A 20,430-nucleotide genomic window follows, 5' to 3' on the forward strand; every position below is an offset into this window, starting at 1 on the left:
AACCCTGTGGTGATCCTTTTACATGGTCGCCGACAAACCGCCGACGACATGGCGAGCTTGATTGACAAACTGGCTATCCCAGAGGCCACCTACTGCCTGCCAAGAGCCCCAGAAGCAACCTGGTATCCACGTGGATTCACTCGCGAGCTGGACGACAACCAACCCCAGTTGGATCAGGGGCTGAAAGTCATCGACCAGATCCTTCAAGCCCTCCTCTCACAAGGAGTCAACCGCCAGCGGATCTGGCTCATGGGCTTTTCTCAAGGTGGGTGTATGGCCGCGGAGTTTGTCCGACGCGCATTGCAACCACTGGGCGGTGTCATTGTGTTCACCGGCGGCCTGTTCGGTCCTCAGTGCCCAGAGGCCCCCGTTCAAAAGCCGGTGTTTGAAGGCATGCCTTTGTGGCTATCAGGGAGTCACACTGATACCTGGGTGCCGGCCAAGCGCATCACGCAAACGGCCGCCTACTTTGACCAACTCGGGGCACACGTCCATCTGGAGATTGCTGCCGAGCGCGCGCATCACGTGAGTCAATCGGAAATCGAACAGGCCAGAGCCTTGATCACCGCTTGCTACGCCCCTACACATGAGGAGGCCGCCCATGTCTAACGCCTACCTGTGTGACTTCGTCAGAACCCCCATTGGCCGATATGCTGGTGCCCTCTCTTCGATCCGAGCGGATGATCTGGCGGCGATTCCGTTAAAAGCTCTGACAGAGCGTCATACCACGGTCGATTGGCGTCGCGTCGACGATGTCATTTTAGGCTGTGCCAATCAAGCGGGCGAAGACAACCGCAACGTGGCACGGATGAGTTTGCTGCTCGCCGGACTGGATACTGACGTACCGGGCTCCACCGTCAACCGGCTGTGTGCCTCTGGCATGGAAGCCGTGTCCATTGCCGCTCGTACCATCAAAACGGGCGAAGCCAACCTGATCATTGCTGGAGGCGTCGAGTCGATGTCACGAGCGCCTTACGTGATGGGCAAACCCGACGCTCCGTTTGCTCGCAATACGGAACTCTATGACACCACTATGGGCTGGCGGTTTATCAACGCGAGTCTGGAGTCGCAATACGGGGCCTGTTCAATGCCTGAAACGGCAGAAAACCTAGCGGTCAAATTTGGTATCAGCCGACACGATCAGGATGTGTTTGCCCGCTGGAGCCAGACCAAATACGTGGCGGCGCAAGAGCGCGGCTTTTTCCGCCATGAAATCGTTCCAGTCGAGGTGGCGCGTCGGCGTCAGGACCCATTGGTGGTCGACACTGACGAACATCCTAGGCTATCAAGTCTCGAGACCTTGGCCAAATTGAAGCCTGTGGTACAGCCGCAAGGTACGGTCACAGCGGGCAACGCATCGGGCATTAACGACGGGGCAGCGGCACTCTTATTAGCATCAGAGTCGGCATTGGGCGATCACCAATTGGTGCCGAAAGCGCGTATCGTCGCGACAGCCTGCGCGGGCGTTGAGCCCAGCCTCATGGGGTTTGGTCCCACACCCGCGATAAAAAAGGTGCTGGAACTGACTCGACTGTCACTGGATCAGATGGACGTGATTGAGCTCAATGAAGCCTTCGCCTCTCAAGTGCTCTCCGTGGTCAACCACTTAGGCATTGTCCCCGACGACCCGCGCCTTAATCCCAATGGTGGCGCGATTGCGCTCGGGCACCCTCTAGGCATGAGTGGGGCCCGGGTGATCGGAACCGCGATGAATCAGTTGACCTTACAACAGGGAAGGTATGCCTTGTGTAGCCTGTGCGTTGGCGTTGGCCAAGGCATGGCCATGATCATCGAGCGCGTCTGACTCGTGCTCTCCTCCAGGCGGCGTCTTGCCTCGTAGCCTTTCGTCGCTGTTTTCCATTACCCATACTTAGGAGTCGCCGCAGTGGAATCGTCCTCTATTCCTTCCCCACAACTGGGGATCACCCAACGTCTTCGCCGTTTACGCACCACCCCCATCATGCGCACGATGGTTCGCGAGCATGACGTGCAATTGCATGATTTAATCTATCCACTCTTTGTGGAAGAAGCCCTCGCATCACCGGTGCCCATCGCTGGCTTGCCCGGATTGACGCGGATCCCGGAGTCTCAACTGACCGATGAGATCCGTGCACTGGATGCGTTGGGGATCCGCGCCGTCATGCCATTTGGGGTCAGCCACCATAAAGACGACATCGGCAGTGATACGTGGCATCAAGACGGCTTGCTCAGTCGCATGATTCGCACGATCAAATCAACGTGCCCACACATGTTGGTGATCCCTGATATCTGTTTCTGTGAGTACACGACACATGGCCATTGTGGGGTCCTCTCCAAACATGACGTAGACAATGACCAAACGGTGGCGAACTTAGTCAAACAATGCATTAATGCCGCAGAGGCTGGGGCCGATATGCTCGCCCCCTCCTCCATGATGGATGGCCAGGTCGGAGCGATCCGCCGAGGGTTGGATGCCGCTGGGTTTACTAAGGTGGCGATCCTCGCCCACAGCGCCAAATTTGCCTCAGCGTTTTACGGCCCATTTCGTCAAGCGGTGGAGTGTGAGCTAGAGGGCGATAGGCGCACGTATCAACTTGACTACGCTAACGGGCGTCAAGCCCTCAGCGAAGCCTTACTCGATGAGCAAGAAGGCGCCGACATCTTGATGGTCAAACCCGGAACGCCTTACCTTGACGTCTTAACTCAGTTGCGCACTCAAACACGACTTCCTCTGGCGGCCTATCAGGTCAGTGGAGAATACGCGGCCATCAAATGCTCGGCGCAAATGGGGATCGTCAATGAGCAGGAAGCCGTGTTAGAAACCCTCACCGGTTTTAAACGAGCTGGCGCGGATCTCATCGTCACCTACTTTGCCAAACAGTTCGCGATCTGGCAGCAAGCCGACACCATGCCAATCGTGGAGTAAACCATGAGCTTAAAAGATTACACCTTATGTGTGCTCATCATGGCTATCTGGGGAGTGAATTTTTCTGTCGTCAAACTGGGGTTAGAAGCGCTGGATCCCATGTTGCTGACCGCATTGCGCTTTGCTTTGGCAGCGATCCCCGCGATCTTTTTTGTCAAGAAGCCTGACGTCCACTGGGGATACCTCGCGGCGTATGGCCTGACGTTTGCCGTGGGGGTTTGGGGGCTGTCCACTTGGGCCATTGGTGAGGGCTTATCCCCAGGTATGGCAGCCTTACTGATCCAAACCAACGTAGTGTTCGGCTTGGGGCTGGGCTGGTGGTTACTCAAAGAGTCGGTAAGTCCTCGACGCTCACTCGGCGCCGCGATCGCCTTATGTGGCTTGACGCTCAGTCTGACGGTCACTGACGGCTCTGTCACCGCTTCGGGGGTGGGACTGATCCTGGTGGCGGCCTTATGTTGGTCGCTGTCTGGGGTGATACTTAAGCGATCCCAAACGAAACAGGTATTCGCCTTCAGTGTATGGTCGATGCTTTTTGCGCCCCTGCCGCTGTGTCTCCTCTCCTATCTTCAGGTCGGCGCTCAAGGGTTTGACGCCTTGATAGGGCACATGACACTGTCAGGGGCCTTTTCCATTGTGTATCAGGCGTATTTCACCACCTTATTTGGCTACTGGATCTGGAATAAGTTGGTGATGTCTTACCATTTGTCACACGTTGCGCCGTTTACACTTCTGGTCCCCATTTTTGCCTTGTTGGGCTCAAGTGTTTGGTTTCATGAAGGGATTACTACCCAAAAAGTGGTAAGCTGTGCTCTGATTGCCTTAGGGCTGTTGATTGGCAGTTTGCCTGCCACCAAGTTCACCACGCTCGCTCTGCGTCTGAGAAAAGCGTAAGCCGACGCGTACAACAAAGGAAGGTGCGTATCTTCACTCATCGTCAACCGTGCGTTCAGACCGCACGTCAGCTCATGAATCGCATTTGGAATGATAAAGTCACAGCGGCCGTGACCGATGTGATGACTTCCCACACCGTGATCGAAAGTCCGCTGCAACTGTCGGTCGGTTCCGACTCTTTCTGTGAGACGCTCAGAGTGTGGCAACGCGCCTTTCCCACGCTTGAATACAAGGAAAACCGGGTGACCACTCGGCACAACAACATCGAGATTGAATGGAGCGCTAAAGGCACACATTTGGGGGAGTTTTTAGGGGTGTCCGCGACAGGTAAAGATGTCATTTATCAGGGCCGTTCCCAATTGACGTTCGTCAACAATAAAGTCAGTCACTATGCCTCGGTAGTCGACACACATGGCCTGCTCAGCCAGCTCATAGGCCGCAATGCATCGAGCTCTGAACCAGTTAAGCCCAGCAGTGCATCGGAAGAATTGTATGCGATCATCCCGCAATTACTTTCCCCTTTCTTGACTCGCCGCCAAGTCGAATGCTTGTCGCTCTCGACACTGAGTTTGTCAGTCAAAGAAGTCGCCTCGACGCTGAGCATCAAAGACAGTTCCGTGCAAACCCACCTCAAGCGCGCCTTCGAGTTGCTCAACGTCAGCAACAAAAAAATGTTCATGGCCTACATCTGTGACAACAACACGATAGAGCTGCTGATCCGAATGGGGCTCTACCTCAAGCAAGGGGTTTAGCGCCCTTGGTCGTCAGCGGTGCTAAAGCAGGGACATACGAACATTTTTCTTCGGTCCCGTATCGGGATCAGGGCACACCTATTGTGCCTTTCTTTCGGCTCAGCTTCGGCGCCCCGACAACCATCCAAAGCATTCCCACAAGGATCGCGACCGAATACGTGGTCAGGATCACCACGCTGGTAGTCGCAGGGGTCACCAACATCTTAGCGGCCATGGCCAGTACGACCAGTCCTGCGACGGCGATCAGCACCTGTCGCCAAGGATTCAGACCCTTCACCTCTTGGGATGGTTCACCCAAGCACAGCGCGAGGACGAGCCCGAGGCAGGCGAACCACGCGAAGAGGTAGAGGGGCTGGAGCAATTGCAGCGTGCCATACAAACACAGCACGAGCAGCAGCCCCCATAACCGCTTGGATTCAATGGCGCGCTTTCGACCGGCATACCGACAGTGATAAAGACCCATCGCCACCAGCGCAATCAAGCCGCCGAGTCCCATCCCTGCCAGAACATCGGTGGGATAATGCACGCCGAGCCAGACTCGCGCCGCGCCCGCCAAAGCAGACAGGACCAGCCACCCAAGCAACGCCGCAGTGATGGTGAGCGGCGATCGGGTTTGACCCCGACTGACCAGCCAACCGAACAGCGTGCCCACAAGAGCGGCGGCTTGCGTGGTGTGCCCACTGGGGAAGCTAAAACCACTGGCGGCGGCCTGCTGTAGGGCCGGCAACAGATAAAAAGGCCTTGGGATCGCCCACGCCATCTTGAGTAAATTCACCGAGTACGCCGTCGCCAGCAGCACAAACGCCAGTGTCAGCCCAACACGCAGCGGAAACAGCAGCAAACAAACGATCAAGACTCCCACTGCCAATGCGCCATCTCCCAATCCGTTGCCAAACGCCAGCAGTCCTGTCATCGGTGAATGCAATTTCACCCACGATTGAAACGCCGTCATCATCGCCAGCTCAGAGGCCTGGCGTGTATCCGCGTGCTCCAGTCGGAGATCACGGTGATAAAACGGGCTGGCTGAGCTGTCACGTCTCCAGCCCTTCAGTGCCTCCCAGTCGTCAGGATAACGATACGCCGCCTTCACCGAAGGGGCGAGTGCGGTCAGGTAGACTTGGCGGATCTCTTTACCGAAATGTGGAGCGTTGAAGGCTGGAATAATGGGCGCGTCAAACGCGTTTGCCCAAGCAGGTACCATGACGCCGACGGGCGTCGTGGCTTGGCAGGCAAACACCACTCGATAGGCATTGAGCGCAAGCTGTGGGCCAACATGGACATCAATGCCTGTTTCTTCCCATGTTTCGCGCTTCGCCGCGACGTGAAACGCTTCGTGATCGCCAATGTAGCCCCCAGGTAAAGAGAGCTTTCGCGTTAAATAGTCTTGAACCAACACGATGCGCCCACCCTCATCCCGAATCACGCAGGCAGCGCCTTTGGGTTGGTATGAGGTCGTGACTTCCTCACTCACCTGCGGGTTCGCCAGAAGAGCGCCGCTCCACACACTTGTCAGCAAAGCCAGTATCATTAAGAGGGTTTGCACGATCGCGCGCTCCATGTCATTCACCGCGACTAATTATGCCCCTCAAGCCAGGGAATGTTAAGCAAAAGCCGCGGTGCGTCTCTGGTTGACATTGACGCCGTGGGATGGCGAGCTTACTCGCGCGTTAAACCCTGATGGGCAGGGCATTTGAAGGGTTAGCGCTCTGAACGCAAGGCTTGGATCTCACCATACAGCGCTTCCGCCTCTTCGGTCAGACGAGAGTAGGTACGGATGTCACCTCGCCGCTGCGCTTGCATCGCTTGTTCGAGCAATATTGAATGGCGTTTCTTGAGTTTTTTCATTGGATTACGTTTAAAAAGCGAAAGCATCGGTCGCGTCCTCAGTAGTTTTTTACTGTATACGCGCCCCCTCTCTGATCAGGTCAATCTTCCTTATTCTGATTCACCAGGTTTACTGATTTTGCACCATTGGCGGTTGCCTGCACTCGCTGTCACCACGTTCTGTCCAAGTCTTCGCTGTACAGCAGAATCGCGCGCTGATAAGCCGCAATGGCATCACTATTGGTGGTCGTGACGAGCAACTCCAATAACAGTGCAATGGCTTCTTTAGGGCGGCCCACATTGTACAGACACATCGCATAAAACGGCTGTACCTCTATCGCATCGGGGTATTCCGTCAGCGTTTGTTCAAAATACGTCAAGGCCTGGTCGTACTCACCTAGGCTTCGGTAGGTACTGGCCAAACCAAACAAGGCGTCCAGTCGCTCACGACTGGACAGTGGCCCGGACAGCGACGCCAGGTAATGCGTAATGGCGTCTTGCTCTTTGCCTTCATTGTCGTAGGCCCAGGCGATCTGCAGGTGCGCTTTAGCGGCGTAAGACTCATCGCTTAACAAGGTGCCAAGCAACGCTCTTGATTCCCGATATTTCTCACTTTGACGAAGCTCAATCGCCTGACTGATAATATGTTCCATACACTCCTCTTCGCATTGGTGTCGTGTGCTGATCGTGATTCATTGACCCAGTGGCCACTGACAGGTACCGTGTGGACGCCCTCTTATCTGATGCCATGACGTCGAAACGCCGAAGGTTAGTAGTCCAGACATAACCCCATAATGGCAAATGAACATCCGATGGCGATCGCCCAAGCCACGGAGCGCCACACTCCGATATTGAGCAAATACAGGATATGGTACACCACTCGAAACCCGATGTGCGTCATCGCCAACAGTTGAACCGTGTCGTGAACGGTCGATGTACTAACAGCGAGCAGGATAGCGATGGCAAAGATCAACAGGGATTCGAACGCATTTTGATGAGCCGCCATGGCCCTTGCGCCCCACCCTTTAAGCCGAGCCTGTTGTTCACGGGGATGGTGGTTATCGTAGCCCCCAGCTTGGTGCATGGCGATCGCCACAGGAATTTTGGCGAGATAGGGCAGCAACGCCGCTCCGATCAGGCAAACTATCAGTATCGTCAACGCATCGTCCTTTGGTGTGATGTCCTTACCTACGTGGTATCACGCCCAGCGTCCCATAAAACCCGCATGAGCTCGATGTCATGACCATAGCCTTAGATGGCCGTCGCCGTCATCTCGCCCTAATAGAAATCTCGTCGCCATCACACCTTGCCTCACCGAGCCCGTTCCTGCCGAAGGCTACCATCGGAAATAGCATGACCACGCGTTTTTTTCCGGACACTGCAGCGTTGTCATCAGGGCGTTTGAACTCACCGTTTCGTTGGTGCCTTGAAGCCTTAGCAAGACGTTAAGCCCGTTATGCCCTTATTTGCGATTCAGAAAACCGATCTCGTCATCTTGCGAGCCTCCTTGCCCTTTAGTCAGGCGGTAAACTGTCCAGCACGTCATCGATCAGGCGTTTTCGACTGGACTGCGCATAGTCGACGGGAGAAAAAGGCATGGCCACCCTATCGTACACCTCGGCCCATTGACGCCACTCACCACATTCTTGCTCGGTGTAGCGGCTTTTCTGACCATGGTTTGTGATGCGTGTTAGCGCCGCCACGGCGACTTGTTTTTCGATAATGGCGGCCACACTCGACGGTTGGCGCACGCATACGCCATACGTACCTTGTCGGTGGTGATGCCAAGTGGTGGTTGCCATCGCTTGCAAGGCGCCGGGCTCACTCATCGCCTCGGCAAAGGCCCACCGAAACGTCTCGCTTGCTTGTGCCGTCTTTACGAACGTCGCCACAAACTGACCACACAGCTGGTCGGTCAGAGGCGGCACGGTCTTGTGATCAGGGAACTGCGCCCGGTGGTGGCGGTACCAGTCAAGGACGCTGGGCGAAAAGTACTCATCGTTGTGGCAATCGCGCGCGTCATGCTGGCCAAACACCTGTGTGTACACAGCGCCTTGGTTCACTTTGTATGACCACGACGGGATCATACCAGACGCGATAAGTTGGCTCAGCGTGTCAGAGCGGACACTGAGCCGCTTCGCCAGTTCACTGCGGCGAAGAAAGTGGGTATTTAAGTAGTCTTGCAGGGAGAGAGATTTCAAGGGCGTCATCCTGGTTGTCATCGCTGAGTCATCGTTGAGTCAGTGTACCTATCAAATAAGACGATACTTCGATGCCCATCGAACCATTGGCACACCAATGCCGAGAGTTTCAGGCCAAGTCACGGGCTTGCCGACCGTCTTCGTCTGCAATCCACTCAATATCGAAGGAATTCGACGCCTTGGGAAACGCGATCTTAGGGAAAAAAAGAGCTGGCTTAGGGAGAGCCAGCTAAATCCATACGTGACAGACGTCACTTGCTTTTTGTCATCGGACACTTTAAGCGTAGACCACTTAAATATGCACAACGTTTAATATAATTCTAGTTCTGAATCCGATGCTGACTTTGTGCCGGCTCTCCTCCACACGCGCAACCTGACCAGCGTTCTCAACACGGAACTGTGATCATCTTCAAGCGCCGAGCCTCAGTACAGTGTGAGCGCCACAGGGTAATGATCACTGACGGCCTTGGTCTGCGCCTCATCCAAGTCAAGATCGTCATCAAATGCCACCACCCGAGCGTGCTCAACGCGAGGAAGCAAGCTGTTGGTCACCACCAGCCGATCATAGGCACAATGCGTTTTACCTGTGGTGGTATCCACGTCATCACCAATGAGCATAGTGAACCCATCTCCAAACAACGGAGAACTCTCGCGCTCATGTTGGTTCATGTAGCCACAGTCGGCATTCAAATCCCCCAATACCAAGACGTCTTGGATCGCGGAGGCTTGGATCGCAGTCGTGACCACGTCACTCAGCGCATCCACTTCTTCATGCGCCTCATCGGGGTCGGTGTGCACGTTGACCACAATAAAGTTTGGTGAGACACAGGCTGGGCACTGAAAATGCGCCACCAAGGGTTCGCGGTGAAACACATCGTCGGGATCATCAGCCGTATAGAAACGCAGCGGCGTGAGCACATCAACGCGGTACACATACGCGTATTGCTCTTTGCTGGCACTGCGCCCAAGCCGCTCACCGACAATCATGGTGTAGGTGTGTTGGCTCGCGTTGTTCAGCGCCTCCAGCAGTTGCTGAATCGCGGTTTGGCTTTTGTCACGGATTTCCTGAATGGCTATCAGGTCATAATGTTGAAGAGTCTCCACAATGTGGGCCATCACTTGAGGCTTGCTCGCTTTGCTGCGTCCAAATACTTGGATGTTCCAAGAGATCACGTGAAGGCCATCGGGCGCGAGATACGCTTCGCCTGATGGTGTGACGCTCTTGTCGGCAGATAACGCAGACCAAGGCTCAGAACTCAAAACAGAGATCAGCCCCACAGTGATCAGTACTCCGACTATCAATCGCATACGCTTTCTCCTTTTTAGCGTTGCAGTGCCTGGCATGACCGTCTTCAAAGCGCGTCAGATCAACGCCCAATAGGGTCGATGTACACCTTTTTACCGCACTTCCCTTGCTCGAATTGCCCCTGTGTGACCATCTGGAGCAACGCCGCCAGATCGGTCTCCCTTTCCACCTCCAGCGGCAGGGCAATCTGAAGTTCTGTTAAATAGGAGCGTTGGGCGTGAGGTCGACACTGGAGCCTTATCTGCTGATCAGTGTCTTGGCCAAACGCCGCTTGCCACGCTGCTCTGAGATCCACGACGGCCACCTCTTGGCCGATGTGGGTTCGAACAAAGTGAGCAAACGACGATGTGTTAATCTGATCGAGCAGGCGCATGGACTGGTGGTAATAACCGTCCGGCGACCAAACCGTCTGACAGGTACCATGGTTGTGCCATTCATGTCGTTGCAGGCAGGAACCGTACTTTGCGCTTGGCATCGCTTGACCTAGTTGGCGACGAACGTCTTCCGATAACTCAATGGGCGGGTAATCACAAAAGGTCGGCGCATTTGGGTTCTTTGCGGGCTTACCTTTGACTTCGCCACAATAGCCATACCAGGGGCGCTGACCCTGTCCATCGCATTTAGGGTGGTTGGGCCATAGACCATGGATAACAAAATGACGGGCAAAACCAACGCTGTCATCGCGCACTTCGCATTCCGGTTTCTGCTTGGGATCGTACTGGGGCACCGTCTGACAAAACCCCGGCTGCCAAGACACAGCAAACACATAGGACGTCGCTATCCCGGGCGTGCGGCAAAAGGCGTTAAGAGCGTCACGCTCCTCCGTTCCTCGCACTTGATAGTTCGCTTCTCCACAGGTGGCGGCTACCCAACGTAACGCCGGCTCTGCGCCGGGGACTGTGATCCGAACCCAAGAGAGCGACGGGGATCCAATGATCTCATGGATTGCATACTGACGCTGGGGTTGGGTCAGCCATTGACCTGGATTGGTCTGCTTATTCTTACTCTGGTAAGCCGGGCAAGCTTGGCTGGCGACAAAGGTGCCGTCCGCCGCTTGGGGTGCCCCCTTCGCTATCGGCGCGCCCAGCGTACTGATCAGCAAGACAGTCAGCAGCCAGTGCCATTGGACGCCCCTCAAGTTGAAACGACTCATGCGCTTTCCCTTTGACGTTGAGCATTGATGATAGGTTGACCGCTTAATCGTAGTGCAGGCTCGGGCATAGACCCGACTCCTTTTTCAAACTGTGATCCAGATGGCAGCAGACTGACACTCCCTCTGTTTTAAGCGCAACATCCGTAGCCTGGCTCTTTCCCGGTTTGGAATGGAAAGAGCCAGGCTACCGCGGCAACAATGACGATTTCTGAGTGACTTGAGGCTATTGAGTCCTCCTAGCAACAGCCCCCCTCCTTTACACCGTAGTCACGAACGACATGCGCGACCCGAACGCGATAGTCAGCAAACAGCGAGGCTTGGCCAAGCTGCTGGGCCTGTTGATGGGCGAAGTGCGTGCGCCAGGCTTCCACCGCCTGCTCGTTTCGCCAGAATGACAGAGAGAGAAAAGTCTCGGGCCGACTAAGGCTTTGAAATCGCTCCACTGACACAAACCCCTCCATGTGGTGTAGTGCCTCCTTAAGCTGGTTGGCTAAATCAAAATAGTGCGGCGCCGCCCCACTTTTTGGCGTCACCTCAAATATTACGGCAATCATGCACATCCCCCTCTGCTCGGCGCATATAGGTAGCCGGAAGCACACGCAGAAATGAACGCTTTTCTTGCTTGATGAACTGTTCGGCATGGGCAAACTGAAAATTATCCCGGCCAGCTTCGGATCGAACGAGCCGCTCGCGATAGCGTTCATACGCGGCCAGATTGGGAAAACTGATGAGGCCATAAGCTCTATCGTTCGTGCCTTCATGCGGGAGGAAGTAGCCGAGTAAATCGCCACCGCATTGGGGAATGATGTCACCCCATTGTTCGGCATAATGGGCAAACGCCTCCCGTTGAAACGGGTCGATGCGATACTCAATAAAACAGGTAATGGTCATGGTGGTTGTCTCCTTATGGTTTTTGAGGCAGTCTACTGCCCTCACTCATTGATGCTTCGATGCACATCGAATTGACGACCATGGAACCGAACATTGCCCTGGTGGCTGGCCTCATCGGCGATCAAGCGCGCGCTAGGATGCTGACCGCGCTGATGGGTGGCCAAGCGCTAACCGCTACTGAACTGGCGCTAGAAGCCGACATCACAGCTCAAACCGCCAGTAGCCATCTGAGCAAGTTAGTCTCGGGTGAGCTGCTCGTCGTGCGCAAACAAGGCCGGCACCGATATTTTCAGATAAAAGACGCACAGGTGGCCGAACTGTTAGAGCAGTTGCTGACCGTCACCGCTGCAATACCTCGCTTACGGGGGACGACGGACCCACGCCTGAGGCGCTCGCGCGTGTGTTACGACCATTTGGCGGGGGAACTGGGGGTGCACCTATTCGATGCCTTGATCGCGAACGGATGGCTGACAGAAGACCGCAATCACACCCACCTAACGGATGAAGGGCGCCGTCAGTTCGAACGTTTGGGGGCTGAGGTTGACGCCCTCACCTCAGCTCGGCGTCCGCTTTGCAAGGCCTGCTTAGATTGGAGTGAGCGCCGCAGCCACCTTGCGGGCAGCTTGGGGCAATGGATATTGGACGATCTCCTCACACGCGAGTGGGCCATCCGTGATTTGGACTCGCGAGCCATCGCGTTTACCCCCACAGGCTTCAGCGCTTTCTCCCGAGCCTATCAACTTGATGCGACTGCCAAGAAAAGCGGTTAAACATCGTTTGCTTGGCAGCCCTGATTGCAACCCATCATTGGGGTCAATCTTAACGTTTCTATGCCACAGCATTGACATGCCCTGGTTATGATCGCCATCCTATCGATTGACAGCGACGCGACGAGGAGGAGAAATGGAGCGAATGTCCACGAAATCATCAATATGGTTAGGTCTGTGTCTGATTATCGGTTTGGGGGTGCTGGGATTCTTTATCCAGCAAACCGCCATCCAGTATAAAGCGTACGAGCGTGTCGTCACCGTCAAGGGACTCTCGGAACGCGAATACCCCGCAGACACCGTGATTTGGCCGATTCAGTTTACGGTCGCAGGGAATGATATGGCTGTCTTGTTTGACGAGATTGATAAACAGACGGCCCTGGTCCAGCACTTTCTGAGTCGCAAAGGCTTAGCCCCATCCAGCGTCTCTCTCTCATCGCCTGCGGTCACTGATCGCAAAGCCCAGCAATACGGTGGGGAACCGAACATCGAGTACCGGTACTTAGCCACTCGAACCCTCACCGTGTACAGTCAGAATATTGAAGTGGTGAGAGCGGCCATCAACGAAATCGGCGAGTTGGGCAAGCAAGGCGTGCTGCTCAATCAAGATCCCTACACTAACCGGGTTGACTACAGCTTTACTCAATTAAATGACATCAAGCCCGACATGATTGAAGAAGCCACCAAAAATGCGCGTGAAGTAGCAGAGAAATTTGCCAAGGATTCAGACAGCTCGCTGGGGAAAATCAAACGCGCCACCCAAGGGCAATTTTCGATTTATGATCGCGACAGCAACACGCCCTACATAAAGAAAGTACGGGTCGTATCGACCGTGCAGTACTATCTGTCTGATTGAGCCCTCACAGACCCGGCAAAGCCTTTTGACGCAGGCTTTGCCTAGGCTTGCACTGCCCCTTATGAATGCTGCACCAGAACGAGCAGCACAAACCACACCAAAGGCAGACATTGCGCGATCCATTCCACCCGCTTGGCGGCTCTTGTTGCGACCGTCATACTTTCATCCTGTTACCGTTAGAAAGACGGTCACAGTCTAGACGCTTTCGCGAAATTTATATGATAAACAGTGCATATAAACGCACGCAATAATTGTCACTTCTAACAGCGGGGAGGCGGGCGCAAGCGTCTCACCAATTCTCGTCCTTGACTGCGATGGCGACGCCGTTCTCCATTTTCATCCGATGCCTGATTGGTTTGGAGTTCGTCCCCGCGGCGGTTTTTCCTTGCATTGAGCAGCTATAATCCGCAAGCGCATACGATGGTTGTGCAGCGGTCGTATCATCGACCATGTCGGCACGGCACTGCCTAACCTGGTTCGAGACCGTATGTGTGAGGGTGTAACGATGGTGGCTCTGTGGCGTAAAAATCAAGGTGGTGGCACAAGCACGATTCTCACCAAGTCGTGCGTCTCGGTATGCCAATGTTAAGGCAATGGCTTGACCTACCGGCACTCGCAAGACCGGAAACACATGGCTTTCGTCGTTTCCCCCTTGTGTAGCCATCACAGGGCTGTTCCCAATCAATTGGCACTCCGGACTGAAAATCAGTACATCACTATCGCGCAGCAGCGTCCGTGTTGAGTCATTGGTCGACGTCACCATCACCTCAGCGTACGCCGCTTCCGGGCTTAATTGGTAGTGATTGGCGCAGCCGGCCAATGAGAGCAGCACCCCGCTAAGCACAATGCGAGAGCGTACTGAGCCATTCTTGATACGTTGTTGGTCGTCCATGAAAATACATCCACTTATCGTTAAAGCGGCGCATAATACCACCCACCCGTTTCATTGACGAGACCTATACCAAACACCGTGGTCTGCCCTTCGCAAAGCCACGAGGCGCTTGCTTTTAAGCCACTTGCGCTTTCAGTTTTTCGTAGGAATCGTTTAACCGTTGCATCATGGTCTTACTGCCTCCTTTATCCGGGTGATGGATCGCTGCGAGATTTTTGTAGCGCTTCCTTAATTCCGGCCCAGAAGGCAGGGACTCATAACCCAAAATATCTTTATCTGACAGGGAACACGCCGCTGACATTAAACGGCCATGCAATACCTGGTTTTGTTTCTTTAATTCGCTGGCACTGCGCTCGGCCTTATCGCGTTGCTGCTTCAGCTCATGAATACGGGCATTGGCTTTGCGGATCGTCTCATTCGCTTTGTCGAGCAGCTCCGCTTCCCGACTTTTCTCTTGGGCCAAATACCCCAGTTTGGTGAGCACCTCTTTCACTCGTCGGTGTTCTGAGCGCGTGTAATACTCGGTGTCAAGGCGACGCAGCATGATCCTGGCCGTCTTATCAGACAGCGTTTCACGGCCTGCGTAGAGCACGGCCCTTTGCTCACTGTGAGCAGTAACAAACATATCCAACATAGGTTTACAGACATACCAATTGACGAACGACGATCACAGCGCTCAGTGACTCTCGTCACCGTCACGCTCTGTCCTTTCTGGTTGGGGGTCGAGCGGGCGACCGTAATGATCCCAGCCGCGTTGAGGCCCTCCTCAAGCTGAGCTGACTACAGTGATCCCACGTCAGCTGGCCAGAAATCCTAGCAGTATTGAAATTGTTGACTCAGTGACCCTGTTCTCATGCTCGGAAAAACAGGCATAAACACTGACCGTTTAGTGAAAACGTCCGTGAGCGCGCCCTCTGGGTTTATTTCACTGCATGCATTCGTTGTTCTAGTACGCGGACTCGGAAGGGGTAGTCGAGCGTGGCGATCATTCGGTGGACAAACGTGGCGGTCCCGCCCTCACAATAGTGCGACCCGCCTTCCAATAGGAGGGTGCCGGTTTCATGACCCACCTTGAGGTTGAGCGCGTAGCACTGCTCACCACCGATGAGCGACTCGTGGGCCGTGGAGAAGTACACAACGTCGAGACCGTATTGATTGACCCACTCCCCATTGTCCCCCGACGTGGTTTGCGCGGACGTGACGTTTTTTACGTACAGCACCTCCAATTGCAAATAAGATTGCATTCCCTCACTGTGAGTTTGGGGACCATCTCGTTGGCCTCCAACGAGGTTACGATCGTTCTCTTTCAGCGCCACACACACCACCTCATGAAACAGGGGGTTACGCTCACGCCAGGAGGCCGGCAACGCAAACATCGTGTCATAATCTGAGAGAGGACAAGGTGGGGGTGAGACAAACTGGGTCTCTAATGTTTGCCGACATTGGGTCAGGTTGGTTTGAAGTGCTCGCTCGGCTCGGGGCAAGTGACGTGAAGGCTCACTGACCATCCAAGAACGATACACCTCATCGCCCAACGACAAACACGCTAAGATCGCGTTGGTCTTTCGGCGATAGAGCATCAAATCGCTGATCAACCACAGTCCTTCATTGAGCACCGCATCCGACGACTGCGCTAAGGTGTAAAAATCGCACGTCTCATCATAAAACGTGCTGAGCTGGTGGGCTGCATCGCTGACTGCCTTCGCCTGATAGGCGGCAAGCGCACTGGCTCGAACAGCGCGGATCTCTTCGGAATCACAGGCAGCGGCACTGAGCGTCGAGGTCAGCATACCAATGAAAAGCACCATCCACCGTCCCCACGGCCAATCGTGCAACGCGGTGGCCCCTCTTTGATTCGCCCTCATCGGGTACGATCCTCGACTTCGTCAAACGTCTCGACACCGATCCGCTCACCCAACAGGTGCAAGGGCCGCATGGGCGCCGGGTCGCTTTGCCCCCAGAAGACCTCCCAATCTTTCTGAGTCCGCCATTTGGCTATCGTCAGCACCTTATCTGGGGTTTGCGTGGACCGGAACAAGGCACTGCCGAGCGCACCTGGCACCGTCTCATGTATGGTGTCCGTCACCGCTTGCCAAGCGTGTTGAAAATCGGCCATTTTCTCGGCGGCCACGCGCCATTCGTAGATCACTCTGAACATCTAGCACTCTCCTAATCTCGGTTTATTGAGGTCTTCAATCGGCCCGTTGGATCGCCGTCAGTAGAGCGTCCGCCAGCCCTTGGGGATTTTCCCACGCCATCGAATGTCCGGCGTCTGGGACAATGCCGATATCAATGGACGCGGCGTCCAAAATGGCCTTATCGGGATCGGGCAGCGAATGCTCGCCAAACAGATACGTTTTGCTCACAGAAAGCGCATACAAACGCTCGCGCCAGCTGGGCAGTTGCCCGGCGATCAAAGACTGCGCAACACGATGAATAGCCAGTGGTGCACTGGTGGCAAGACCAGCTGCCCAATTGCCATTGCCCTCAGCACGACTGCTCTGTATGAGTCGCGAATGCCCGACTTTAAGATAGTCGGCCTCTGAATACGCGGCAATCTGTTGGCTAAAGAACCCACCTCCCGCATCCAAGTTCGCTTCACTGAGAATGAGCCCCTGTAAGCCTTGGTCTTCGAGGCGAGTCGCGACGTTGGTCGCCACGGCGCCGCCCATGCTGTGGCCAAAGAGAAAAAAGGCGCCTAGCGCTAAGTCCTGGATCAAACGCGCCAGCAAGGCGGCGTGAGCATCTATGGTGTAGCTGAACGTGTCGGGTTGATCGCTAAACCCAGAGCCCAGCATATCGATGAGAATGCGACGATGGCGATCCAAACCAGGGGCCGCCGCCACTTGGGGGTAATCAAGCGAAGAGGCGCACCCTAAGCCGTGAATAAAGACAATCGGGGTCCCGTCGCCCGGGAGATCGTGGTAGCGCAGGATCGCACCGCTCTGTGTGTCCTGAAATTCTTTCATTGGTTCCTACTTGTATTATTGGTGCCATGTAAGGTCGTGAGTGACAGCGATTTGTCCATACCTATTTGCTTGCCCAGCCCAATTCATGAAGGCAAAGGGCTTTTCATTGGGTGATACGGTCCCCAATTCGCCTAGCTCTTGACGTCGAACCTGACTCTAAACCTCTGACAATACTATCAAAAATACAAACTCGACGTACAGTAATCCTTCACTCCCCTCCTGCCTTTTGATGACAACTTATGAATGATTGTGACGAATTAAGGTAAAAATTCATCCAAATTCTACATGTTTTAACCGATATCGATTGATTACTATCACTGCGTTTCGAAACCCAATGAAAAGGACAACATTGGCTGCCCAAGGACGTGGACTTTTGATAAATGACAATAAACGATAGGCAGTTAATCACAATGTTAAAGAAAACCCTACTTGCAGCAGCACTTTTTGCCGCGTGCACCACAGCCAGCGCCAACGGTTATCTGGGTTTGTCGGCAGGCCAAGCTAGCTTCGACAACATCCAGGGTCACCTATCTTCTCCGATCTACTCGACCAGCCAGTCACTTGAGATCTCCGACGACGACAGCCCGGCAATCAAGCTATTTGGTGGTTACGAGTTCAACCAGTACATCGCTATCGAGGGATCGATTGGCGGATATGATGCGCTCGATGGTCAAACGGTATCGGTGGGCGACATGAAGTTCGCGGCAGTGCAAGCCAAAGGCATGTTGCCAATCGGCGAGCAGTTCAACCTGTTTGCAAAAGGCGGCTTTGCGTACTTTGGGGCGGAATTCAAGTCAAGCCTTTACACCGTATCGGATGAGACAGTGACAGGCAAATTTGGCCTCGGTGCTGAATACGCCCTGACTCCGAACGTGCGCGTCATGGCCGAATGGGAGTACATGAAACCGGAATTGGATCTGCTGAAAGCGGGCAGCGCCACAGCAAGCATTGATGCAGAAATCAACGTGTTATCACTGGGTGTGAGCTACCACTTCTAGTACAAGAAGGCATGGGTATTACCCGTGCCTTTCTAAAATGTCTCAAGATCACCACCCTAACCAGAGCTTTGCATTCCTCCTTACAACATCGCTACACGGTTAGTACCTTTTTTCTATCGACCAGACACCCACAGTACTCCCCTCTGCCACCACGAAGAACGACTGCATACCATACAGGCTATCAAACCGACTGATACTCAGTATTAGGCACAGCGTATGATTTCCCCCTTAACGTTGTTAAGTCATTGTAAGAAAGTTAGTTTTGATAATCTTATCATTAAAAAATAGTTCTTTTTAACTACTTAAAATGAATTGTAACTCATTATCATTTGCATTATCTTTTGCGACCTCTCATTGATAGAGAGAATATTTACATCCTCAAATTCAAGTTTGTTTAGTGAACTACATGTATAAAAAAAGAAATAAGTTGGCTTATATAATTGTCATAGCTTGCGGTGCAAGCCCAATCCATTTCGCAATTGGCGGTCCAGAATGTGGTGGTAGCTGCCATGGTGGTGGTGGCGGCGGTGGCGGCGGCGGCGGCGGCGGCGGCGTATCTGTCTTTGAACCAGTCATCGTTACAGCAAGCCCTCTTCCCGACCCTGTATTCCCTATCTTCGACCCTGGTTTCGGTCCAGGAATTGGAACACGACCAGGCGGCGGTGGTGGTGGTGGTGGTGAATCCATCAACATCCCTGTATTACCAACTCCTGATCCTCAACCAGAGCCAGAACCTCAACCAGAGCCGGAGCCACAGCCAGAATCGAGTCAAGAGCCAGAAGATGAAGAGAGTGGAGAACCAGAAGAAGAGAATTGCTTCAAAAATCCCATCAACATATCCAATGGCAACAAATACGAGAAAGTCAACGATTACGTTGGTGAAGGCATATACCCTCTTACTTTATCTCGTTATTACAACAGTCAACTCAAAGGGTGGCGTTTTTCGACTAATACAAAGTTAACGTTTAATACAGAGACGACACTGTGGGCGACAGAAGATGGTAAAGGGATCACTTTCAACCAAGATGGTAATCAATGGCGTGTACCACATCGACCATTTATGTCCTTAACCACACGGCCAAACGGTGATTGGTTATTACGTAACGGTTCCGAGCAACTGCTATTTAATAGTCAAGGACAAATAATCAGCAAGAGCAGTGCATTTGGAATCATTCACCGTTATCACTATCAGGGAGAACGAGTAATAGCAATCGAAAGTAGTTCTGGCGATAACCTCTCATTTACTTATGACGACACAGGCCGATTGAACAGTGCAACCACACGCAGTCAGGAGCGGTTTGTCTACGGCTATAATCAAGATCAGCTCAAATACGTCGCTTATTTCGAAGACGCGTCGAACTTTAAGGTCACGACAGCTAGTTCGTGGCCAGATGAAGTTATGCAGTCAGATTGGGCTACACTAAGTCGCTGGTATTCAGATGCAGTGGTGCAACTTTATCACTATGAAGACACCAAACACCCCCATGCATTAACAGGAATCACAGACGAAAATGGTGTCAGGTATGCCACGTGGACTTACGACTCAGATGGGCGGGCAATCAGTTCACAACATGCAGGTGGCGTTGATATCGGCCAGGTCGAATACAATGCTGATGGAACGGTCACTACTACCAACTCTTTAGGGTTAAAAGCCACGTACTATTTTGTTGATATTCAGGGAGTAAAAAAACAAATCAAGGTGGAGGGTGCCGCAACAGCCAATTGTTCAGCGACGAGAAGTGAATACACCTACAACGGCCAAGGCTTGAAAGAAACCATCACCGATCCTAAAGGCTACGTAACGCGATTTGATTACAACTCAAGAGGCCTAGTCACAACAAAAACCGAAGCCGAAGGCACATCCGTAGAGCGAATCACCCACTTCAAGTGGCATGATGTCTTTCCTTTGCCAGTGTCAATAACCGAAACAGATAGAGTCACTCTCCATGAATACAATGATGATGGCCAGCTCTTAAGCACTCGGTTCACCGCACAACAAACCCATAACGATAACTAGAACAT

Annotated in this window: 24 protein-coding genes; 10 read left to right on the plus strand and 14 right to left on the minus strand. The window is 53.6% G+C overall.

All coding sequences use genetic code 11. The annotated features are described in order from the left end of the window. Positions 1-48: 48 nt before the first annotated feature. From QMA41_RS19295 to QMA41_RS19315, 5 genes are all read left to right on the plus strand, one after another. Complete coding sequence (locus QMA41_RS19295; RefSeq protein WP_281630385.1) at positions 49-609, plus strand: dienelactone hydrolase family protein; 561 nt, start codon at positions 49-51, stop codon at positions 607-609. After that, positions 602-1,804 (plus strand): 3-oxoadipyl-CoA thiolase, encoded by a 1,203-nt coding sequence (gene pcaF / locus QMA41_RS19300; protein WP_152472780.1) that lies wholly within the window; start codon positions 602-604, stop codon positions 1,802-1,804. The genes QMA41_RS19295 and pcaF overlap by 8 nt, the downstream gene beginning before the upstream one ends. 81 nt (positions 1,805-1,885) lie before the next feature. After that, on the plus strand, positions 1,886-2,905 hold the full coding sequence (hemB, locus tag QMA41_RS19305; RefSeq protein ID WP_261345484.1) for a porphobilinogen synthase: 1,020 nt from the start codon (positions 1,886-1,888) through the stop codon (positions 2,903-2,905). 3 nt (positions 2,906-2,908) lie between these two features. After that, positions 2,909-3,799: an EamA family transporter gene (locus tag QMA41_RS19310; RefSeq protein WP_235676623.1), complete on the plus strand. Its 891-nt coding sequence runs from the start codon at positions 2,909-2,911 to the stop codon at positions 3,797-3,799. A 23-nt stretch (positions 3,800-3,822) separates the two neighbouring features. Then, positions 3,823-4,551, plus strand: a complete 729-nt coding sequence (locus tag QMA41_RS19315; protein WP_043011667.1) for an ester cyclase — start codon at positions 3,823-3,825, stop codon at positions 4,549-4,551. Between the two features lie 67 nt (positions 4,552-4,618). Here QMA41_RS19315 and QMA41_RS19320 read toward each other — a convergent pair whose 3' ends face one another. The 7 genes from QMA41_RS19320 to QMA41_RS19350 all read right to left on the minus strand — a co-directional run bounded on the left by QMA41_RS19320 (position 4,619) and on the right by QMA41_RS19350 (position 10,717). Further along, entirely contained in the window at positions 4,619-6,109 is a 1,491-nt protein-coding gene (locus QMA41_RS19320) for a phosphatase PAP2 family protein (RefSeq protein WP_281630377.1), read from the minus strand. A gap of 140 nt (positions 6,110-6,249) precedes the next feature. Further along, the gene (locus tag QMA41_RS19325; protein WP_006958517.1) at positions 6,250-6,423 is read right to left on the minus strand and encodes a DUF6435 family protein; all 174 of its coding nucleotides are present in this window, start codon (positions 6,421-6,423) and stop codon (positions 6,250-6,252) included. A 122-nt stretch (positions 6,424-6,545) separates the two neighbouring features. Further along, on the minus strand, positions 6,546-7,028 hold the full coding sequence (locus QMA41_RS19330; RefSeq protein ID WP_019278061.1) for a tetratricopeptide repeat protein: 483 nt from the start codon (positions 7,026-7,028) through the stop codon (positions 6,546-6,548). Between the two features lie 116 nt (positions 7,029-7,144). Then, positions 7,145-7,534: an MAPEG family protein gene (locus QMA41_RS19335; protein ID WP_019278060.1), complete on the minus strand. Its 390-nt coding sequence runs from the start codon at positions 7,532-7,534 to the stop codon at positions 7,145-7,147. Between the two features lie 355 nt (positions 7,535-7,889). Continuing rightward, positions 7,890-8,585: a DUF6058 family natural product biosynthesis protein gene (locus QMA41_RS19340; protein ID WP_227495771.1), complete on the minus strand. Its 696-nt coding sequence runs from the start codon at positions 8,583-8,585 to the stop codon at positions 7,890-7,892. Between the two features lie 414 nt (positions 8,586-8,999). Then, positions 9,000-9,884: an endonuclease/exonuclease/phosphatase family protein gene (locus QMA41_RS19345; protein ID WP_235676624.1), complete on the minus strand. Its 885-nt coding sequence runs from the start codon at positions 9,882-9,884 to the stop codon at positions 9,000-9,002. Between the two features lie 59 nt (positions 9,885-9,943). Next, complete coding sequence (locus QMA41_RS19350) at positions 9,944-10,717, minus strand: ribonuclease T2 family protein (protein WP_281630387.1); 774 nt, start codon at positions 10,715-10,717, stop codon at positions 9,944-9,946. Positions 10,718-10,822: 105 nt separating this feature from the next. Between QMA41_RS19350 and QMA41_RS19355 the strand changes: the two genes are divergently transcribed. Beyond that, the gene (locus QMA41_RS19355) at positions 10,823-11,050 is read left to right on the plus strand and encodes a hypothetical protein (RefSeq protein ID WP_241762543.1); all 228 of its coding nucleotides are present in this window, start codon (positions 10,823-10,825) and stop codon (positions 11,048-11,050) included. A gap of 221 nt (positions 11,051-11,271) precedes the next feature. Here the strand turns inward: QMA41_RS19355 and QMA41_RS19360 are convergent, their stop codons facing one another. Then, positions 11,272-11,589, minus strand: coding sequence for an antibiotic biosynthesis monooxygenase (locus QMA41_RS19360; protein WP_171353209.1), 318 nt, complete (start codon positions 11,587-11,589; stop codon positions 11,272-11,274). Further along, on the minus strand, positions 11,570-11,926 hold the full coding sequence (locus QMA41_RS19365; RefSeq protein ID WP_095664897.1) for an NIPSNAP family protein: 357 nt from the start codon (positions 11,924-11,926) through the stop codon (positions 11,570-11,572). Before QMA41_RS19365 ends, QMA41_RS19360 begins: the two co-directional genes overlap by 20 nt. A 59-nt stretch (positions 11,927-11,985) precedes the next feature. On the opposite strand from QMA41_RS19365, the gene QMA41_RS19370 reads away from it, so the two are divergent. Further along, positions 11,986-12,696, plus strand: a complete 711-nt coding sequence (locus QMA41_RS19370; protein ID WP_019278054.1) for a helix-turn-helix domain-containing protein — start codon at positions 11,986-11,988, stop codon at positions 12,694-12,696. 133 nt (positions 12,697-12,829) lie between these two features. Continuing rightward, positions 12,830-13,549 (plus strand): SIMPL domain-containing protein, encoded by a 720-nt coding sequence (locus QMA41_RS19375; protein WP_021455631.1) that lies wholly within the window; start codon positions 12,830-12,832, stop codon positions 13,547-13,549. Between the two features lie 289 nt (positions 13,550-13,838). Here the strand turns inward: QMA41_RS19375 and QMA41_RS19380 are convergent, their stop codons facing one another. The 5 genes from QMA41_RS19380 to QMA41_RS19400 all read right to left on the minus strand — a co-directional run bounded on the left by QMA41_RS19380 (position 13,839) and on the right by QMA41_RS19400 (position 17,410). Continuing rightward, positions 13,839-14,441 carry a hypothetical protein gene (locus tag QMA41_RS19380; RefSeq protein WP_040122650.1) on the minus strand — a complete coding sequence of 201 codons (603 nt, stop codon included), beginning with the start codon at positions 14,439-14,441 and terminating at the stop codon, positions 13,839-13,841. A 115-nt stretch (positions 14,442-14,556) separates the two neighbouring features. Then, on the minus strand, positions 14,557-15,066 hold the full coding sequence (locus QMA41_RS19385) for a J domain-containing protein (protein WP_253822883.1): 510 nt from the start codon (positions 15,064-15,066) through the stop codon (positions 14,557-14,559). A 295-nt stretch (positions 15,067-15,361) separates the two neighbouring features. Then, the gene (locus tag QMA41_RS19390; protein ID WP_281630378.1) at positions 15,362-16,249 is read right to left on the minus strand and encodes a hypothetical protein; all 888 of its coding nucleotides are present in this window, start codon (positions 16,247-16,249) and stop codon (positions 15,362-15,364) included. Positions 16,250-16,302: 53 nt separating this feature from the next. Next, on the minus strand, positions 16,303-16,599 hold the full coding sequence (locus QMA41_RS19395) for an antibiotic biosynthesis monooxygenase (protein WP_235676627.1): 297 nt from the start codon (positions 16,597-16,599) through the stop codon (positions 16,303-16,305). 34 nt (positions 16,600-16,633) lie between these two features. Beyond that, positions 16,634-17,410 carry an alpha/beta hydrolase gene (locus QMA41_RS19400; protein WP_171348588.1) on the minus strand — a complete coding sequence of 259 codons (777 nt, stop codon included), beginning with the start codon at positions 17,408-17,410 and terminating at the stop codon, positions 16,634-16,636. Positions 17,411-17,820: 410 nt separating this feature from the next. Here QMA41_RS19400 and QMA41_RS19405 point away from each other — a divergent pair, with 410 nt between their 5' ends. Then, a complete protein-coding gene (locus QMA41_RS19405; RefSeq protein WP_235676628.1) occupies positions 17,821-18,408 on the plus strand; it encodes an outer membrane beta-barrel protein in 588 nt (195 codons plus the stop codon). Positions 18,409-18,835: 427 nt separating this feature from the next. Beyond that, a complete protein-coding gene (locus QMA41_RS19410; protein ID WP_281630379.1) occupies positions 18,836-20,425 on the plus strand; it encodes a DUF6531 domain-containing protein in 1,590 nt (529 codons plus the stop codon). Positions 20,426-20,430: the final 5 nt, after the last annotated feature.

This window comes from Vibrio sp. St2 (genome assembly GCF_947311885.1).
Lineage (GTDB): Bacteria > Pseudomonadota > Gammaproteobacteria > Enterobacterales > Vibrionaceae > Vibrio > Vibrio coralliilyticus.

Coding starts and splice junctions, on each gene's coding strand:
- QMA41_RS19385 (WP_253822883.1), bottom strand. CDS start 15,066: ATGTTTGTTACTGCTCACAGTGAGCAAAGGGCCGTGCTCTACGCAGGC.
- QMA41_RS19310 (WP_235676623.1), top strand. CDS start 2,909: ATGAGCTTAAAAGATTACACCTTATGTGTGCTCATCATGGCTATCTGG.
- QMA41_RS19295 (WP_281630385.1), top strand. CDS start 49: ATGGCGAGCTTGATTGACAAACTGGCTATCCCAGAGGCCACCTACTGC.
- QMA41_RS19340 (WP_227495771.1), bottom strand. CDS start 8,585: ATGACGCCCTTGAAATCTCTCTCCCTGCAAGACTACTTAAATACCCAC.
- QMA41_RS19390 (WP_281630378.1), bottom strand. CDS start 16,249: ATGGTGCTTTTCATTGGTATGCTGACCTCGACGCTCAGTGCCGCTGCC.
- QMA41_RS19325 (WP_006958517.1), bottom strand. CDS start 6,423: ATGCTTTCGCTTTTTAAACGTAATCCAATGAAAAAACTCAAGAAACGC.
- QMA41_RS19395 (WP_235676627.1), bottom strand. CDS start 16,599: ATGTTCAGAGTGATCTACGAATGGCGCGTGGCCGCCGAGAAAATGGCC.
- QMA41_RS19370 (WP_019278054.1), top strand. CDS start 11,986: ATGCACATCGAATTGACGACCATGGAACCGAACATTGCCCTGGTGGCT.
- QMA41_RS19405 (WP_235676628.1), top strand. CDS start 17,821: ATGTTAAAGAAAACCCTACTTGCAGCAGCACTTTTTGCCGCGTGCACC.
- QMA41_RS19365 (WP_095664897.1), bottom strand. CDS start 11,926: ATGACCATTACCTGTTTTATTGAGTATCGCATCGACCCGTTTCAACGG.
- QMA41_RS19375 (WP_021455631.1), top strand. CDS start 12,830: ATGGAGCGAATGTCCACGAAATCATCAATATGGTTAGGTCTGTGTCTG.
- QMA41_RS19345 (WP_235676624.1), bottom strand. CDS start 9,884: ATGCGATTGATAGTCGGAGTACTGATCACTGTGGGGCTGATCTCTGTT.
- QMA41_RS19380 (WP_040122650.1), bottom strand. CDS start 14,441: ATGGACGACCAACAACGTATCAAGAATGGCTCAGTACGCTCTCGCATT.
- QMA41_RS19320 (WP_281630377.1), bottom strand. CDS start 6,109: ATGGAGCGCGCGATCGTGCAAACCCTCTTAATGATACTGGCTTTGCTG.
- QMA41_RS19400 (WP_171348588.1), bottom strand. CDS start 17,410: ATGAAAGAATTTCAGGACACACAGAGCGGTGCGATCCTGCGCTACCAC.
- QMA41_RS19360 (WP_171353209.1), bottom strand. CDS start 11,589: ATGATTGCCGTAATATTTGAGGTGACGCCAAAAAGTGGGGCGGCGCCG.
- QMA41_RS19330 (WP_019278061.1), bottom strand. CDS start 7,028: ATGGAACATATTATCAGTCAGGCGATTGAGCTTCGTCAAAGTGAGAAA.
- QMA41_RS19355 (WP_241762543.1), top strand. CDS start 10,823: ATGGATTGCATACTGACGCTGGGGTTGGGTCAGCCATTGACCTGGATT.
- pcaF (WP_152472780.1), top strand. CDS start 602: ATGTCTAACGCCTACCTGTGTGACTTCGTCAGAACCCCCATTGGCCGA.